General features: G+C 57.6%; 17 protein-coding genes. 10 read left to right on the top strand and 7 right to left on the bottom strand.

What is annotated here, in order from left to right:
- Nucleotides 1-25 precede the first annotated feature (25 nt).
- The 7 genes from pabC to HKD46_RS10030 all read left to right on the top strand — a co-directional run bounded on the left by pabC (nucleotide 26) and on the right by HKD46_RS10030 (nucleotide 5,963).
- Nucleotides 26-832, top strand: a complete 807-nt coding sequence (pabC, locus tag HKD46_RS10060; protein WP_041211426.1) for an aminodeoxychorismate lyase — start codon at nucleotides 26-28, stop codon at nucleotides 830-832.
- Nucleotides 822-1,823 carry an endolytic transglycosylase MltG gene (gene mltG / locus HKD46_RS10055; protein ID WP_029314535.1) on the top strand — a complete coding sequence of 334 codons (1,002 nt, stop codon included), beginning with the start codon at nucleotides 822-824 and terminating at the stop codon, nucleotides 1,821-1,823. The genes pabC and mltG overlap by 11 nt, the downstream gene beginning before the upstream one ends.
- Nucleotides 1,823-2,464, top strand: a complete 642-nt coding sequence (tmk, locus tag HKD46_RS10050) for a dTMP kinase (protein WP_045524868.1) — start codon at nucleotides 1,823-1,825, stop codon at nucleotides 2,462-2,464. Before mltG ends, tmk begins: the two co-directional genes overlap by 1 nt.
- Nucleotides 2,449-3,396 carry a DNA polymerase III subunit delta' gene (gene holB, locus HKD46_RS10045; RefSeq protein ID WP_042017644.1) on the top strand — a complete coding sequence of 316 codons (948 nt, stop codon included), beginning with the start codon at nucleotides 2,449-2,451 and terminating at the stop codon, nucleotides 3,394-3,396. Before tmk ends, holB begins: the two co-directional genes overlap by 16 nt.
- A 12-nt stretch (nucleotides 3,397-3,408) precedes the next feature.
- The gene (locus HKD46_RS10040; protein ID WP_103243122.1) at nucleotides 3,409-4,188 is read left to right on the top strand and encodes a TatD family hydrolase; all 780 of its coding nucleotides are present in this window, start codon (nucleotides 3,409-3,411) and stop codon (nucleotides 4,186-4,188) included.
- A gap of 298 nt (nucleotides 4,189-4,486) precedes the next feature.
- The gene (locus tag HKD46_RS10035) at nucleotides 4,487-5,515 is read left to right on the top strand and encodes a tyrosine-type recombinase/integrase (RefSeq protein ID WP_261999920.1); all 1,029 of its coding nucleotides are present in this window, start codon (nucleotides 4,487-4,489) and stop codon (nucleotides 5,513-5,515) included.
- Between the two features lie 163 nt (nucleotides 5,516-5,678).
- Entirely contained in the window at nucleotides 5,679-5,963 is a 285-nt protein-coding gene (locus HKD46_RS10030; protein WP_143237543.1) for a RepB family protein, read from the top strand.
- 234 nt (nucleotides 5,964-6,197) lie between these two features.
- Here HKD46_RS10030 and rsmF read toward each other — a convergent pair whose 3' ends face one another.
- From rsmF to HKD46_RS10010, 4 genes are all read right to left on the bottom strand, one after another.
- Nucleotides 6,198-7,628: a 16S rRNA (cytosine(1407)-C(5))-methyltransferase RsmF gene (gene rsmF, locus HKD46_RS10025; protein WP_171865371.1), complete on the bottom strand. Its 1,431-nt coding sequence runs from the start codon at nucleotides 7,626-7,628 to the stop codon at nucleotides 6,198-6,200.
- Between the two features lie 129 nt (nucleotides 7,629-7,757).
- Nucleotides 7,758-10,310, bottom strand: a complete 2,553-nt coding sequence (locus HKD46_RS10020) for an MlaD family protein (RefSeq protein WP_171865364.1) — start codon at nucleotides 10,308-10,310, stop codon at nucleotides 7,758-7,760.
- A 51-nt stretch (nucleotides 10,311-10,361) separates the two neighbouring features.
- On the bottom strand, nucleotides 10,362-10,970 hold the full coding sequence (locus HKD46_RS10015; protein ID WP_010674753.1) for a paraquat-inducible protein A: 609 nt from the start codon (nucleotides 10,968-10,970) through the stop codon (nucleotides 10,362-10,364).
- Nucleotides 10,948-11,592, bottom strand: coding sequence for a paraquat-inducible protein A (locus HKD46_RS10010; RefSeq protein WP_010674754.1), 645 nt, complete (start codon nucleotides 11,590-11,592; stop codon nucleotides 10,948-10,950). The genes HKD46_RS10015 and HKD46_RS10010 overlap by 23 nt, the downstream gene beginning before the upstream one ends.
- Nucleotides 11,593-11,812: 220 nt before the next feature.
- Here HKD46_RS10010 and HKD46_RS10005 point away from each other — a divergent pair, with 220 nt between their 5' ends.
- The 3 genes from HKD46_RS10005 to HKD46_RS09995 all read left to right on the top strand — a co-directional run bounded on the left by HKD46_RS10005 (nucleotide 11,813) and on the right by HKD46_RS09995 (nucleotide 14,230).
- Entirely contained in the window at nucleotides 11,813-12,118 is a 306-nt protein-coding gene (locus tag HKD46_RS10005) for a YebG family protein (protein ID WP_128271377.1), read from the top strand.
- Nucleotides 12,119-12,398: 280 nt separating this feature from the next.
- On the top strand, nucleotides 12,399-13,694 hold the full coding sequence (locus HKD46_RS10000; RefSeq protein WP_171865363.1) for a site-specific integrase: 1,296 nt from the start codon (nucleotides 12,399-12,401) through the stop codon (nucleotides 13,692-13,694).
- Nucleotides 13,695-13,873: 179 nt separating this feature from the next.
- Nucleotides 13,874-14,230, top strand: coding sequence for a DUF3653 domain-containing protein (locus tag HKD46_RS09995; protein WP_171865362.1), 357 nt, complete (start codon nucleotides 13,874-13,876; stop codon nucleotides 14,228-14,230).
- Nucleotides 14,231-14,355: 125 nt separating this feature from the next.
- Here the strand turns inward: HKD46_RS09995 and HKD46_RS09990 are convergent, their stop codons facing one another.
- The 3 genes from HKD46_RS09990 to HKD46_RS09980 form a co-directional block, all read right to left on the bottom strand.
- Nucleotides 14,356-14,787 (bottom strand): hypothetical protein, encoded by a 432-nt coding sequence (locus tag HKD46_RS09990; RefSeq protein ID WP_171865361.1) that lies wholly within the window; start codon nucleotides 14,785-14,787, stop codon nucleotides 14,356-14,358.
- A gap of 248 nt (nucleotides 14,788-15,035) precedes the next feature.
- A complete protein-coding gene (locus tag HKD46_RS09985) occupies nucleotides 15,036-15,209 on the bottom strand; it encodes a hypothetical protein (RefSeq protein WP_171865360.1) in 174 nt (57 codons plus the stop codon).
- Between the two features lie 29 nt (nucleotides 15,210-15,238).
- Nucleotides 15,239-16,441 carry a zonular occludens toxin domain-containing protein gene (locus HKD46_RS09980; protein WP_171865359.1) on the bottom strand — a complete coding sequence of 401 codons (1,203 nt, stop codon included), beginning with the start codon at nucleotides 16,439-16,441 and terminating at the stop codon, nucleotides 15,239-15,241.
- Nucleotide 16,442: the final 1 nt, after the last annotated feature.

The following is a 16,442-nucleotide window of genomic DNA, read 5'->3' as shown; positions in this document are numbered from 1 at the left end:
GGCCTTTTTTATCGGAGGGATCCCCTTGCTGATTAATGGAATACCCACAGAAACACTGTCAGCCAGGGATCGTGGACTGGCATACGGTGATGGTCATTTCACCACCATGCTGGTGAGGGAAGGGAAGGTACTCTGGTGGCAGGACCATCTGGCCCGGCTGCAACATGCCAACGCCCGGCTTGGTTTTGGCGAGCACTCCTGGGACCTGCTTGCCGACGAGGCGGCGCAGCTGGCTTCTGGGCAGACACAGGCTGTCGTCAAGATAATGCTGACCCGGGGCGCCGGTGGGCGGGGATATGACGGCGCAGGCTGTGACACGCCCACTCGCATCGTCTCTTTGGCACCTTATCCTGAGCATTATCATGATTGGCAGCAAACCGGCATCAATGCCCTGGTATGCCAGCAGCAGCTTGGGGACAGTCCCATGCTCGCCGGTCTCAAGACGCTGGGGCGCCTCGAACAAGTGATGTTGAAGCGCGAACTTGCTGCGCGCGGCGGGGTCGAAGGTATAGTCTTGAACAGCCGGGGATTTCTGGTAGAAGGGGTCAGCGCCAATCTGTTTTGGCGTCGCGGCAGGACGGTGTTCACACCGGATCTCACCCGCGCCGGGATCGATGGCATCATGCGCAAGCGCGTGATGACGATGCTTAAACAGATGGGCATTGAACTGCGTGTCGTTGAGGCTCCATTGGAGTCACTCTGGCAGGCGGAAGAGGTCTGGCTGACCAATACCCTGATGGGGATTGTCCCGGTCACCAGCATCGGGGATATGCACTATCCCAGTCCGGTATTGATCCGCCGTTTACAGGAGCGCTTGGTCATTGAAGTTTAATCGGCTTTACACCCTGCTCGCGGGGGCGGCACTCTCTGTCGCCGTTGCCGGAGGGTACGTGTATCACAAGTGGCAACAGGTGGAGACGCTCACCAACAAGGGGCCAACACGCCTCTTTACCGTCGAAAAAGGCGCCCATGCGGCGCGCCTGATTGCCGAACTGGGGGAGGGGGAAACCAGCCCCTGGGCGGTGCGCCTCTGGTTGCGCGGTCATCCCGAACTGGTGGCCATCAAGTCCGGCACTTATGAAATCAAGGAAGGGGCGCCGCTCAAGGAGACTCTCTCTCTCTTTGCTTCCGGCAAGGAGTTTCACTTCAGCCTGACCTTTGTCGAGGGATCCCGTTTTGAGGATTGGCTGAAGCAACTTTCCAGCGCCCCCTATCTGGAGCGCCTGACTCTGGAGCAGAGCGAAACCGAGCTGGCTCAGGAACTCGGCATCGAAAATGGCAAGCTGGAGGGGTGGTTCCTGCCGGAAACCTACGCCTATACCACTCATGCCAGCGATCTTTCCATTCTGCGCCGCGCCTATCAGGACATGAAAACGTTCCTGGAGGCTTCCTGGGAGAAGCGTCAGGCCAATCTGCCCTACAAGACTCCCTATGAAGCGCTCATCATGGCCTCCATCATCGAAAAAGAGACGGGCCAACCGGATGAACGGGCCCAGATTGCTTCTGTGTTCGTCAACCGTCTACGCCTTGGCATGAAGTTGCAGACCGACCCTACCGTCATCTACGGGGTGAAGGAGAGGTACGATGGCAACATTCGCCGCAGCGATCTGACCGACGTGAACCCCTACAACACCTATGTGATCGACGGTCTGCCTCCGACGCCCATCGCCATGCCGGGCAAGGCCTCCATCGAAGCGGCGCTCAACCCCAAATCGACCGACTATCTCTACTTCGTTGCCAAGGGGGGCGGTGCCCACTACTTCTCCAAGACCCTCGATGAACACAATCGGGCGGTGCGTGAATACATATTGAAGAAACCCTAATGTCTAAATTTATCGTGATTGAAGGATTGGAAGGGGCAGGGAAGAGCTCTGCGGTGCGCTATGTGACCGACTATCTGCAAGCCCACGGAGTAGCGCGGATCGAGTGCACCCGGGAACCGGGCGGCACGCCGCTGGCGGAACGAATGCGGGCCATTGTCAAGGAAGTACACGACGAGCGCCTGACCGTCGAGGCCGAGCTGCTGTTGATGTACGCCTCCCGGGTACAACTGGTGGAGACTAGGATCAAGCCGGCCCTGGCAGACGGCATCTGGGTAGTGGGCGATCGCCACGATCTTTCCTCTCAGGCCTATCAGGGGGGTGGCCGCGGCATCGATGCGAACCTCATCGGCGCCATCAAACGGGCGGTCCTCGGGGATTTCAAGCCGGATCTGACGCTCTATCTCGACATTGATCCTGCCATCGGCCTGCAGCGGGCCCGCCATCGCGGCGAGCTGGACAGGATTGAGCTGGAGCAGATCGGCTTCTTTGAACGTACCCGCCAGCGTTACCTCGAGTTGGCGGCCGCCGATGATTCCATCCAGGTCATCGATGCCGGATTGCCCCCGGAGCAAGTCAAAGCCGCCATCGAGGCAGCTCTTGAGCATTATCTGGCAAGCGAGGGACTATGTATCCCTGGCTGATCCCGGATTGGCATGCCTTGAGCGAGACGGCCCGGGCCGGACGGCTCGGGCACGCCTGGTTGCTGCTAGGCGATCCCGGCCTTGGCAAGGAGCAGCTTGCAGAGCGACTGGCGCGACTGCACCTGTGTCAGCATCCACAACGAGGTGAGCCCTGCGGTCAGTGCCACTCCTGCCAACTGTTTGAGAAGGGGCATCACCCGGATCTTGGCACCCTGGGGCCCGAGGGCAAGACCATAGGTGTCGAAGCCATCCGGGAGATTTGCAGCCGTCTCCAGAGCACGTCCCAGCTCGGTCGCGGAAAGGTGGTGATCATTCAGGAGGCGGAGCGCATGACGGAGTCCGCCGCGAATGCTTTGCTGAAGACGCTGGAAGAGCCGGCTGGCGACAGTCTGTTGCTGCTCATCGCATCCCGGGTATCTCGCCTGCTCCCCACCATCTTGAGCCGTTGTCACAAACATGTCTGCCAGCTCCCCTCTGAGGGGGAGACCCTTGCCTGGCTCGCCGAGCAGGGCCATCAGGCCACCCAGGCCCAGGTGCGGATCTGCCAGGGTGCGCCGCTGCGGGTGCTGAGCTACATCGAAGCACAGCAAGATGATGCCAGACGGGCATTGCTCGACGGATTTGTCTCGCTGGCATCGGCCCCCACCCGTGCGGCGAATGTCTGCGCCCAGTTGGCCGAGGATAATCAGGTCCGGCTGCACTGGTTGCAGCTCTTCCTGTGCGATGCCCTCAAGCTTCAGGCTGGCTGCGGCCATCATCAACTGGCGATGCCGGATCTTGCATCACTCAGCCAGCAACTGGCTGAGAGACACTCCAGCGAACGGCTCCTGGAAGCTGAACAGCAGCTGGTTGTGCTGAAAGAGGCTTGTCAGCCAGGGCAGCTTTCCAATCCCACCATCCATTTGATGAACTGGCTCAATCGCTGGTTATAAACAAGGTTGTCTATGTTACTCGTTGATTCCCATTGCCATCTCGATCGCTTGAGTTATGGCTCCAAGCAGACCGACATGGCCGATGTACTGGCCAAGGCGGCGCAGCAGAGCGTGGGATATTTTCTCTGCGTGAGTGTGACCCAGGCCCAGTTCCCGACCATGATGGAGGCCATCGCTCCCCATCCCCAGGTGTTTGCCTCCTGCGGTGTTCACCCGCTCAATCAGGATCCCGGGGTGGATGCTCCCTTGCTGCTGACTCAGGCGGCCGATGAGAGAGTGGTGGCCATCGGCGAAACCGGGCTCGACTACTTCTATTCACCGGAAAACAAGGATGTACAGCAAGCCTCTTTCCGCGAACATATCCGGGTAGCCCGGGCACTGAACAAACCGCTCATCATCCACACCCGGGATGCCCAGGAAGACACGCTGCGGATCATGCGAGAGGAGGGTGCCGAACAGGTGGGCGGAGTGCTGCACTGCTTCACCGAGTCCCTCGAAATGGCCGAGGCCGCGATGGCCATGGGGTTCTATATTTCCATCTCGGGAATAGCCACTTTCAAGAACGCCTCAGCCCTGCAGGCCGTGGTCAAGGCGTTGCCACTGGAACGACTGCTGGTTGAAACCGACTCTCCCTATTTGGCACCGGTTCCCCACCGGGGGAGGGAGAACGAGCCGGCCTTTGTTCGCGACGTTGCCCAATTTATCGCTGATCTTCGCCAGATATCGCTCGCCGAATTGGCGGAGGCCACCAGCCACAATTTCTTCGAATTGTTCAAGTTGGCAAAGCGATAACAGACAACGCCCCGCATAGCGGGGCGTTTTACTATGACAATCAGCACTATCATTCCATCCAAAAACAATCATGCCAAGTTGTTATCTCTCACTTTTTTTGCGGTGGATACTGATGAGATTAAATCCACAATCCTGATAAAACGGAGCAGAGATGACAGGGTACTTGAGAAATAAATGAGGGAGCTGATATGGGTTAAAGCAGTCTTCATAAGTATCGATAATATTCATTATCGATACTTGATAGATCTGGAAGATCCTGTAAGATCCACCGAAACTCCGCTTTAAATCATAGAGTTAAGTGAACTACCCACGCCTTCAAAACCCAGTTCAGCAATCCTTGCAAAGCGTCTTCGATCCTCAGCTGAACAGCCGGGCAAGACGCTTCCTGCGCAGCGCCAAAGCCGACTCCACCCTCAATGCCTATCAGGCAGATACCCGCATCTTTGTCTCCTGGTGCCAGCTCCATGGGCTGGATCCCTTGCAGACAACACACCACGACATCATGAATTTTCTGGCGGATCAGGCCGATGGCGTCCTGGCCAACTGGGTCTGGCTGGACAAGGAAGAAGGAAAGGGGGAGCTTCGCAACGGGGAACCTCGTAAACCGGCCACCCTGGTAAGACGGCTTGCCGGCATTCGCTATGCCTTCAAGCAGAAGGGGATCCACCCCATGCCGACCGAGCATGCGGAGATCAAGGAGATGATGCGGGGCATAGTACGGCTCGGTGATAACCGCAAACGCAAAACGGGGGCGCTGACCCTGAAACCATTGGCCTGCGTGCTGGACGAGATAGATACCAGCAACCTGGCGGGACTTCGGGATTACACCCTGTTGCTCCTGATGTTCAGTGGCGCCTTGCGCCGGTCGGAAGCAGCCAGGATCGAGGTGAATGACGTGCAGTTTGTTGGGCAGGGGATACGCCTTTGTCTCAAACCAAGCAAACATCAGCTCCATGAATCGGAGATAGCACTCATTCCAGGAACCCGGTATTGCCCGGTCTCTGCACTGCAACAATGGCTGAAAAAAAGCCGGATTGCTGAGGGCCCCCTGTTTCGTCGAATGAATCGCTGGGGACAGCTGATGACAGATCCCCTGGGGCCGCAAGGTATCAACTTGATGATCAAGCGGCGAACCGGCCAGGCCATCGACGATCTCCACGTCAGTGGCCACAGTTTGCGGCGGGGGTTCATCACCTCGGCGGTGACGGCGGGCAAGCCGATGAACAAGATCATCGAGGTGACAAGGCACAAGGACATGCGCACCTTGCAGGAATATTTCGATGATGCACACAAGTTCTCGGATCACGCCCTGGATGGGTTGTTATAGAAAACCGCGCTTATCCATTTTTTATGTTAAATTATATCCTGTTGATCTGGTGATATATTCATGTCGTCCTCCACAGACATCATGACGGTGGGGGAGTCGTAATCCGATTTACTTTCGTAGAAGATGCCAACGAAAAATGAGAGATAACATTCACGATATAGACATGTCGGAAGGTCACGATAGCCAGGAATTGAAGAAAAACGCTGCGCAAGAGAATGCCGAACGGCAGCGCCAGCACGTGAAGCGCAAGCAGGAAACCCACAGCCGGTTGCAATGCTGGATAAGCAATCGTCATGCAGAGCGGTTGGCCATGCTGGGGCAACAACTGGAAGACAGTCAGGCCTCCATCATCGAGCAGGCAATCGATCTGCTCTATCAGCACGAACTGCAACAAACGACCAACGCGCAGCAGAGCGATATCCCCGAGTCGGCAGACATACTCGAATAGACGATGGTATCGAACCGGCGTGATTGAAAAAGGAAGACAAAAAAAGCCAGGTACGAATTCCTTGTACCTGGCATAGGGGAATTGGCTCCTTGCAGAGCCGTGCGCTAACTGGTATGCGGATAGCCTTAAGCTTAGACAAGGCTCTAGGCATTTCAAGAACCGGATAAAAGTTCAACCAGAGTGGGGGTTTTTCAGACTCGAACAGGCGCTATTTTTGCTCGAGCGACCCCACTCTCACGCATTGAACAGGTTGTTGTCCCGTACCAGCTCCCGGGGCAGGGCATTCTTGATGCGACTCCCCACCCATTTCCCCATGCCGAGCGGGTGCCCCTGGTAACGAACGATCACTTCCCCAGTCCCGGGATCCTGCTCTGGCCAGACATCTCGTCCCATCATGAATTCACGGGCATTGGCGGCATCCAGCTCGACGCATCCCTTGCTCGCCTCATGGCCGTAAGCCAGAGCCCATTCATGGGTCAATCGATATCCCTTCTTGAAGGTTTCAGCCAGCTTGATGCCGATGCGATCAAAACGCAGCTTCCCCTGTACCTGCTCGAAGGCGTTAGGGAAGAGCCAGATCTCGTCATTGCGGCCAAACAGTTGGCCATGGGGCACGATGCCAAAATTCCCTTCAATCTCCCGCAGCATGGGGCCGGCCTCTTTCTCTGGCAGCGGTGAGAAGGGGAACTTGCCGAGCTTGCCCGGTTTGAACATGGTGTTGGGCACGGAGTGATGCTTGCGTAACCGGGCGACGAAAAAGCCTTCACTGTCGAAGATCTGGGGCCACACATGCAGGTATCCCTCCGGTGTACAGGCTTTCTCCGCTCCCGGGAAGAGATCGGCCAACGAGTCAAAGCTGAAGGCATCACCGAACTTCTCCTGCAACGACTGACAGACGGCCTGATTCTCTTGCAGGCTCAGGGTGCAGGTGGAGTAGACCAGTACGCCGCCGGGTTTGAGGGCGTGAAAAGCGCTCTCCAGCAGGCCACGCTGCACCGCGGCAATCTCGTCGATGCTCTCGAGACTCCAGTTGCGCAGCGCGTCTTCATCTTTTCGCACCGTCCCCTCGCCGGAGCAGGGGGCGTCGAGCAGGATGGCGTCGAAGGTTTCAGGCAGCCATTGGCCAAAGACCTTGGCATCGAAATGGGTCATGCCGACGTTGGTCACACCGCAGCGCTGGATATTGGCGCTCAGCACTTTCAACCTGCTGCTGGAAAACTCGTTGGCGATCAGCATGCCGCGGTTTTCCATCAGCGCCGCGATCTGGGTAGTCTTGGAGCCAGGGGCGGCGGCCGCGTCCAGCAACATGCCATCCCGTCTGGTTTGCTCACTGGCAAAGAGCGCCGTCACCGGCAACATGGAGCTCGCTTCCTGGATGTAGAAGAGGCCGCACAGATGCTCGGCCGTGTTGCCAAGGGGAACGCTCTCATCGCTGCGGGTGAGCCAGAAGCCGGCTTCACACCAGGGCACGGGTTCCAGCTGCCAGCCAAGCGGCACCATGCGGGCGACAAACTCGGATACCGTGATCTTGAGGGTGTTGACCCGGATGCTGCGCCGCAGCGGCTGCCGGCAACTCGCCACGAATGCCTCCATGGAGAGATGGGATGGCATGAACTCCGCAATGTGACGCAGGAAGTGATCGGGGAGGTAGGTGTTGTCGTGCACGGCGCAATCTCGCTGACCCAAAATGAGGGGTGACATCTTACCACAGTGCGTGGCCCTTCTTGATGGGGGAGTCCATGAGGCCATAAAAAAACCGGCACAAGGCCGGTTTTTGACGAGCAGGGAAATAACTCAGGGTAAGATGCGGGGACTCCACTCCAGCCACTCTTTTTCCGCCTTGGCATGAAGCGGATAACGATGGCCCGCCTTGACGGTCGCGCCCATCTCCCGCTCCGGCGTATTGAAGGCAATCCCGCCCGCCAGCAGGCTTTGCACCGTTTCGACCTCGATGGTGCCACCGGTCAGCCCGATATCGGCCTTGACCCCGGAGACATTCCAGAAGCGGCTGTTGGCGCGTATCAGATGGGCGTACTGTCCATCCACATTCACATCGATCAGTACCTCGCTGCCATCCCGGGCCAGGGTCACGCCGGTGACGCTGCCCACCACCATCTTGCGAAACAGCAGGGGGCTGCCCACGCTGATGCCATCGACGGAGGGGCTCTTGAGGGTCAGGGCAAGACCGACGGGGCCACTCTGGCTCAAGGGGAAGGTCTCCTTGCCAGCCCCCCGGCCCGGCGTCGCCTCCACAAAGGCCCCCTTGATCAGGGTATCGAGGTGGGCAACGCCCCCCAGCCCGACCTTGGCCTGCACCAGGGCATAGCGCGCCCCGGATTGCAGGAAGCGCGCGGCATATTGCTCATTCAGCTCGGCCTTGAAGCTTACCTGGCCCAGGGTCGGGTCCAGTTCCACCTGCTCCACCTTGCCGATGTCCACTCCGCGATAGCGGATGGGGCTGCCGACCCCGAGACCCGGGTTGTGATCCGCCGTGAGCGTGAGGGTGCGCACCTGGGAGCTTGCCTGCTCCTTGCTGTCAAAGAGCTGATGACTGCTGCGACCTGTCCCCAGCTTGTCGAATTCGATGGCACCACGCAGCAGGGTGGCGAGGTTCCCCATCTTGACCTGCACGCCATCGAGCCGGATCTTGCCGTCGATGGCGGCCTTCTTCCAGAACTGGGGTTGCTGCTTGAGCAAAGGAGCATAGATGGCATCGATCTCCAGGGTGATGGCCACACCGCGATCATCGGCATCCAGCGCCTTGACCTTGCCCGCTTCCAGTCCCAGGTAGAGGACGGGGGAGCCCACACCGATACCATCAGCCTGAGCGGCACGCAGCGTCCAGCTGACCGCTTTGGCATGGCGGCTCCCAAGCAGGGCCAGCTCCTGGCTGGGGTAGAGGCGGTCAATCCTGTCACCCTTCGCAGCCTGTACCAGCTTGATGCCCCCCGCCAACCAGGCACTGGCCGGGCTGGTCTCCACCTTGATACCGCTGAGATCCGCCTCCACCTGCAAGGGGGCGGCGCGATAGAAGCGAGCCCGTTGCAGCAGATGGCGATAACGCTCGTTCACCAGCAACTCGACACTGGCATTGCCGCCGGCATCCAGGGTCAGTGCCCCGAGCTGACCTATCTGCAACCCCTTGAACCAGAGCGGAGCCCCTTCGCTCAAACCGGCGAGATCCTCTGCCTGCAGGGTCAGCTTGATGCCGCCGCGCTGTGCCTGGCTCTCCAGGGTCATGGTGTTGACCCGTTTACCGGGTTCATAGTCCAGACGAATGGCGGGCCCGACCAGCAGGCGATCCGCATGCTTGATCCCGGCAGGGGAGAGAGAGACCGTCTCCCACACCAGACGACTCTTGCCGGTCACCCGGAACGCCTGTTCGGGGTTGATGAGGGCCGTCACGCTCCGTCCCTGTTCGGTGAGGCGAATGGGGTCGACTCGTCCAATCTCGATGCCCTCATAGAGGATGGGCATCCCTTCCTTGATGGGCAGAGTCCCCGCCTGGATGGTGATGCGCTCACCCCGGGCGGCCTCGGCCAACCCCTTGTAGAGGATGAAGTTGACCCCCTTTTGCGCCACGGGAGAATCCTTGGGGGAGTCAAACGCAATGCCGCCGCTCAGAATGGAGGTGAGACTGCCCGCTTCCACGCTGACGCCAGCCAGGCTGAAGGAGCCTTTGATACCGCTGATGTTCCAGAATCGGGTATCCGCCTTGACGAGGTGCTCGAAGCGCGGCTCGATCACCAGATCCAGGATCACGTTCTGGTTCTCTTCCCCAAGACGGGTGTTGATGACACTGCCCACCTCCAGCCCGCGGAAATAGATCTTGGCACCGATGCCCACCGACCCCAGAGAATCGGCTGTCAGGTGCAGGGTTCGCCCCTGGGCCTGATAACCGGGGGGAGGGCCATCCAGGGCATCGAACTCATCCTCCAGCGGGTTGTTCTCCCGTCCGGGTTGCAGGTTGATGTAGTTGCCGGACACCAGGGTGTCCAGGCCGGAGATCTCGGTCAGTGACGCCTTCGGACTCACCAGCCAGAAGTCGGAGCCCTTGCGTATGAGGGAGCGGGCACGGCTGTCCACCTTGGCCAGCACCGCAATCTTGCGACCATCCTGTGCCAGTTCCAGCTCCTGGACCACGCCGATGGCGACCCCCTGATAGCGCAACTGGGTCTTGCCCGGCAAGATACCGTTGCCCTGGGCAAAGTTGATGCGAATGAGTTGACCACTGCTCGTCCACTGCTGGTAGAGAAAGCCTCCCGCCAGCAAGAGGGCGATGAAGGGCAGCAACCAGACCGGTGATAACCAGCGGTGCTTCTCAATGACGGGCTCAGCCCCGACCATACCGACTCCTTACATTGGCTGTGATGCACAGCGCGTTCGACACAAAAAACATTAACGGGCCGCCTTGTCCCACAACAGGCGGGTATCGAGCATCCTGGCCGACATCATGGTGAGCACCACCACGCCGGCGAACGCCGTCGCCCCGGGGCCGGCACGCACGTTGAGCAGCACGCCGCGATCCACCAGGGCCACCATCAGCGAGATGACGAACAGGTCCAGCATGGACCAGCGTCCGATGAAATCGATGATGCGGTACATGACGAGCTGGCGTTTGCGGCGCACCGGCTTGCTGCGCTGCAACTGCCAGCAGATCCAGCCAAGGCCCAGGATCTTGCCGATGGGCACGATGATGCTCGCGGTCAGTACTATGGTGGCGATGCCGGACATCTTGCTGCGATAGAGCGCCATGATACCGCTGAAAATGGTATCGGACTGCAATAATCCCTTGTTGTAGAAGTGGGTGATGGGCAGCAGGTTCGCAGGCAACAACATGAAGGTGGCCAGCGCCAGCAGGCCCCATGACCAGGCGAGGGAATGGGGGATGCGCATCTGCAAGGGGGTGTGACAACGAGGGCAGCTCATGCCGTGTTGATGGCGCACCAGCAACCCGCAGGTATGGCAGCGGCAAAGCCCCAGTTCACGGGCGCTGATCGGGGACATGGTCCGGCTCCCGGGAGGCATGTTGCAGCGGAATCCGCTCCCAGTAAGGGGCAGGATCAAAAAGGATCAGCAGCGTCATGTTGAGCAGCATCAGACAACCCAGGCTTAGCAGACCACCTCCCAGGCGCACGTCGGCGATGTCGATAAGCTTGAACAGGGCGACAAGCAGGCTGACGATGTACACCTCCAGCATGGCCCAGTGGCGAAATACCTCGACCGCTTTGAGGGTCCACGCCAGCAGATGCCAGCGCTTGGCCAGGCCGGAGGCGAGGGCAAAGATCCCGAGCAGCAGCCCTGTCGGCGCCAGCACGGCGCACCAGAGCACCAGTGTTGCCACCCAGAGCTCGCTCTCGGCATACAGCATCATAATTCCCTTGATCAGGTTGGCGTCCGAGTTCACGCCCGCCAGACGAAGATAGATCAAAGGCTCAAAAAACGCGGAAGGCAGCAACAGGAATCCGGTGATGGTCAGCGCCATCAACTGGGAAGGGCGAAAGGCATAACGCCCATACAGATGCTGATGACAGCGGGGGCAATGGGCGTGACGGCGCAGCGGCAGCAACTTGCGTTCGATCAGCAAGTCACAGGCCGGACAGACAATCACCGAGTGCGGATCCGACATACGATTCAACCTGTTGAAGGAATTGATGAAATTTACCTTAAAACGCCTGCCCTGTCTTGCCGCGCTGCACAGCCCCCTTTGAAAAGACGTGTTTTCCGCTGTGAACTGGCCGCCGCCAGCCAAGCAGGGGCTGGCGATGCATGCCGACATGCTGAGGGTATTTGCAATACTGTATATACGTACATATACTTGCAATCACTATCATCAGGAGGGCGCCGCGATGGCCGTTGAGATCAAGTATGTTGTGGTACGTGGGGGAGTGGAGAAGATGACCTTTGCCAGCAAGAAAGAGGCGGATGCCTATGACAAACTGCTGGACACCGCCGATGAGCTGATGACACTGCTGGCGGGTGCGCCGGTCGCGCTTGCACCGGAGCAGCAGGAGAGTCTGGCCTTTTATCTGGCCGAGCAGCGGGATCAGTTGCAGCAGGTATTGCGCGGTGGAAAAGGGCAGGGGAATTCCCCCAAAGAAGACAAGCAGGATACTGAACTGCCAAAGGGGAAGCCCCTGAAGAGCGTGGCTTGAGACAAAAGGGCGGGGAAGGGGATGTGAGGAAGAACCCGCTATTTCATTCATGAAAAGTGCAACTTAAGTCATTGTCACGACTCTTTTCCCCGAGAATTTTCCAACCAGACCGCATATTTATTGAATATGCCGATTGCTCGTCATCATGGGGTATCACAGCAAGATGCCTCAGGTCGTTGCCCCCAAGGCGCACTGCAAGCCCTGATGCCGATAACCCCATTTATCGGCATCAGGGGGTTGCGGCCCCGTTCAAAACATTCAACCGACATCACACACCATCATGACTCATCCAGCACTTCCACCCGCCATGCCACTGTTCGATAGCGTGGACCACCTTGAAGCGGGCAATCCCCAGGTCAACCAGTACCTCGCCACCCTGAGTCTTGGCAAGGTCCCCGACGCGGGGATCGTGTATGAGCTGGCCGTCGACTGGCTGCTGGAGCAGCGCCACAGCGAAAACAACTACAAGACCTATCGCAGTGAGCTGACCACTTTTTTGCACTGGTGTTTTTGCGAGGTGGCCATCAGCCCCAGGGATCTCACCAGGCGCATCATGATGCGCTATCTCGACTATTGCCAGGCGCCACCGTCCGGACTGATTGCCTACCGCAACGTCGCCCAGTTCGTGCTCGACAAGGAGTGGGGGGAACGGTTGCCAAACCCCCTGTGGCGTCCGTTTCTGGGCAAGCGGGAACTGGGCCGGGAGCTGCCGTATCGACTGAGTGAGCAGGCGATGAAGACAAAACTCGCCATTTTGTCCGCCTTCTTCCAGTTTCTCATCCAGGAGGAGTACATGGATCGCAATCCGGCTCTCCTGCTGCAGCGGGTTAAACGTGCGGGCCCCCAGGAGGCTGGTGAAGACGCGCAATCCTTCACCGAACTGCAATGGTCCTATGTGATGCAAGCCGCCGAACAGCTCGCTGCCGAATGCCCGGCACAACATGAGCGCAGCCGCTTTCTCATCTGTCTGATGTATGCCTGTTATCTGCGGATTTCCGAGGTGGCGGCCAGGCCGGGTTTCAGCCCCGTCATGGGCCAGTTTCGACGTGACGCCAAAACGGGCGTCTGGGGTTATGACATTCCCCGCAGCAAAGGCGGTAAACGTCGCACCGTGGCCGTTTCTCAGGCTCTGCTCGAAGCCCTGGCTCGCTATCGTACCTTTCTTGGACTTTCGCCACTGCCGGCCCCCGGGGAGCAGACCCCGCTGTTCGTACGCCACAAGGCGGCGGCCCATGGCCGCGAACAAGGCGAACTCAATGCCAATCTGGGTATCCGCCAGCTACGGGACTTGGTAATGGCGGTATTTGAACAGGCCGCAAGCCTCGCCGAACAAGACGGTTTTGATCAGGATGCCGCTGAAATGCGAACCCTGACGCCGCACTCCATTCGCCATACCGGTATCACCCATGACATCAATCTGCACGGCCGGCCTTTATCCCACGTACAAGCCGATGCGGGACATGACAGCATCGACACCACCTCCAAGTACCTGCACACCGGCAACCGGGAACGTCACGAGAGTGCCAGCCGCAAGCCGCTGGACCACTTGCTCGACCATGACCGTACATATGATTGATAACCAGTGGTGAACAATAAAACTGCACTCATAACCAAGACGCGGGACCTAAAGACAATCCTTGATTGACCATGCCCTGGGACTCATAAATCCGACACTGCGCATAATTCATGATTACGTTTAAAGGGCCGATTCCGTCCCCGCTGACGATGTTGTCAGTTTCGGACGAGAATGAACGGATGCAACGTAATATCACAAAAAACTTTATATTTAGGTGGTTTGAGTGCGGTTTAAGTGAAGAAGAAACAGCAAAACTTTGTTTTGTTTCTGTGATGGAGGTCACGTTATGGGATGGTGGTAAAAAGATCCCAGACGTATGCAAACGAGTCATGAAGATGGCAGTTGGACGGGAGCTGCCAACCATCTTTACCCGCTACTGGGATGGCTGGCGAATGAATGGCCATCACCTGATAACCCCTGCTGGCACCTATCTATCGCGCCAGCGTCTGGAAATCATCGAATCCTATGGGTCTGAAGACTTGAAGGCGCTGAAAGACAATGCCGCGCTAAGGCGTTTGCCTACCTCTGAACGCTGATAGCCTCAAAAGCCGGTTTAGCAGGAGGAGGGGGGCCCCGCCTCTGGTCTAGATGGGCATGTTCCGCCGCCTACCGCATGGCGTCCCCATCGCCAGCAGTGGGCGGCTTGTAGGGGCTACGCCCCTCACTTCAAGTGACCATTGTGAATATACAGCTCCTTAGCAAACTGACGGAGCTGACGAATATCAGACCATTCAGAAGGAAAATAACCATCTAGGGCAGGAAGATTTAAAAGGTTTTCAAGAAGATGAAGAAGAAAAATAAAAGGGTATTCAGTTTCAGAGACTAAGGAAAAGAAAGTATCGTGCACTCGGTCACCACCAGTACGACGAGCAAACATAGAGCCATAGATAAACCAGGCCTTATCAGCATCAGTGAGAACAACAGGCTTATCAACAGGAGTATCTGAAACAGGCAAAGGTTCATGATTCCTGTATGCGGAAATCAATTGCCGAACCTGCTCAAGGCAACCATCCGGCACCCTGACCATCGTCGTTGTTTCTCCCTTGGGACGTCCGGCACCTGGACGAGCACCACCACGCTTTGCATCAGCCATTTCCGTATCTCCAATTGATTTCCGTTTACATTATTCATTATAGCAGATGAATGATTTACGTATACGAATTTCAATTGTTTTGGATAAAAAAAGAACTGGCCACGGCTTGGGATTAGGCGGGGTTGACGGGGTATCATCTAGCCTCGCTTCGCTCGGGCGCCCTTCGGGCGCAGGACGATGAAAGAGGGTCGCCCCCTATGGATAGACGCTATTCCTTTGGACAAAACAAGGGAGGAAAGGGGAAGAGATCAGGTCAGCTTTGCCAGGATGAATCCCGCCATAAATCCAAGCATCAGGCCGACGAGAAAGGCCGCATTGCCCGGTTTAACTGACGGGGTTAGGGAAAGTGGGGTAGGGGAAGAGCCACGGGGCCGTCTGAAGAGCTTGGGATTGTAGATATAGTCCTTTTTGTTCTTGTTCATCACTGGGCTCCTGCCGTGTGGTAAACACACTACAGCATAACCCGACCATGATAATCCACCGTTGATTTGAGGCCGTAACGACGCAACCAATATTGCCGACGAATGACGGGGCCGAGTTCGGGGTGAGAACGTGCTGTGGCGTAGCTGACAAGGCCCCAGCGCAGCAGGACAGAAGCAAGAGGAACGTTCTGGGATCGAGCAACATGGTCAGCGCACTTCATCATGACGTAGCGCGGGATAAGGAATGGATTGGTGATCGGGAATCGGATTTGAGGCGCATCCGATGAAGGGGATTTCGCCTGGTCTTTTGCACCATACCACTGATGGATGTAATTGGCCGGGAGGATGGTATAGCAGGCCCGCATATCAACGAAACGGGGTTCTGTGATGCGCTCACAATCGGGGGTGGCATCAATGGCTGACGGGTGCAAATAGGCCTCTTTATACTCGCCATTGCCGAGCCTGATGCGGCACTTGTACAAACCCTTTGAATCCCGTACCGGAAAATCAAAAAGCTCTTTGCCATCGTCAAATTCCTGGGCGGTGTCATAGGCCTTGTAGAGCCAGCGGCCCCAGGCGTATTTGGTGCCACAGGGGGATCCCGTGGTCTTGCTCTTGCCCTTGAAGTAGCTGGCAACGTGAACACGGGGAACTCGGAGCACAAACCGGATGAAGAGACGAGCGAACCAGATCAGCGGGTAGACAAGGAAACCCTTGGCCCCCATGGAAGCGCTGAACATGGTGTCGGTGCTGTAGCACCAGCAGACAGTGCGGCAAAGAGCATTGACGATCTGTTTGTCGATAGACTCGATATCCTGGACACCGAGGAACGCATTCCAGCCGCGCTTTCGAACAAGCCGGAGCCACTTGATAAGCTGGGCACGATCCGGATTGTTCCAGTCACGGGTATTCATGAAGAAGGCAGTTTCATCCAGGGCGAGGCAGCCATTTTTGGATTCGTCATAGAGCTGCTCTTCGGCAGACCAAAGGGCGGTTTTCTTGGGGCGGTCATAGGCATAGCCGAGGTTTTCAAGGTCGGACGAACGGGGCTCTTCGGGAAGCCGGATGATAGGAGTCTGTTTACCGATTTCATTGAGAGGCATGTGCTCGGGATAAACATCAATGTTGGTGGCAACTGGACGGCCCTCATTAAGATACCCGACCATGATATTGACCATATTAACGGTCTTACCCGCGCCAACAGGCCCCGTGACGAAATAAGGTGCTTTCATT

The organism is Aeromonas sp. TW 6 (assembly GCF_013168745.1).
Lineage (GTDB): Bacteria > Pseudomonadota > Gammaproteobacteria > Enterobacterales > Aeromonadaceae > Aeromonas > Aeromonas caviae.
The sequence above is the reverse complement of the archived record's forward strand: the minus strand, read 5'-3'. Positions and strand labels throughout refer to the sequence as shown.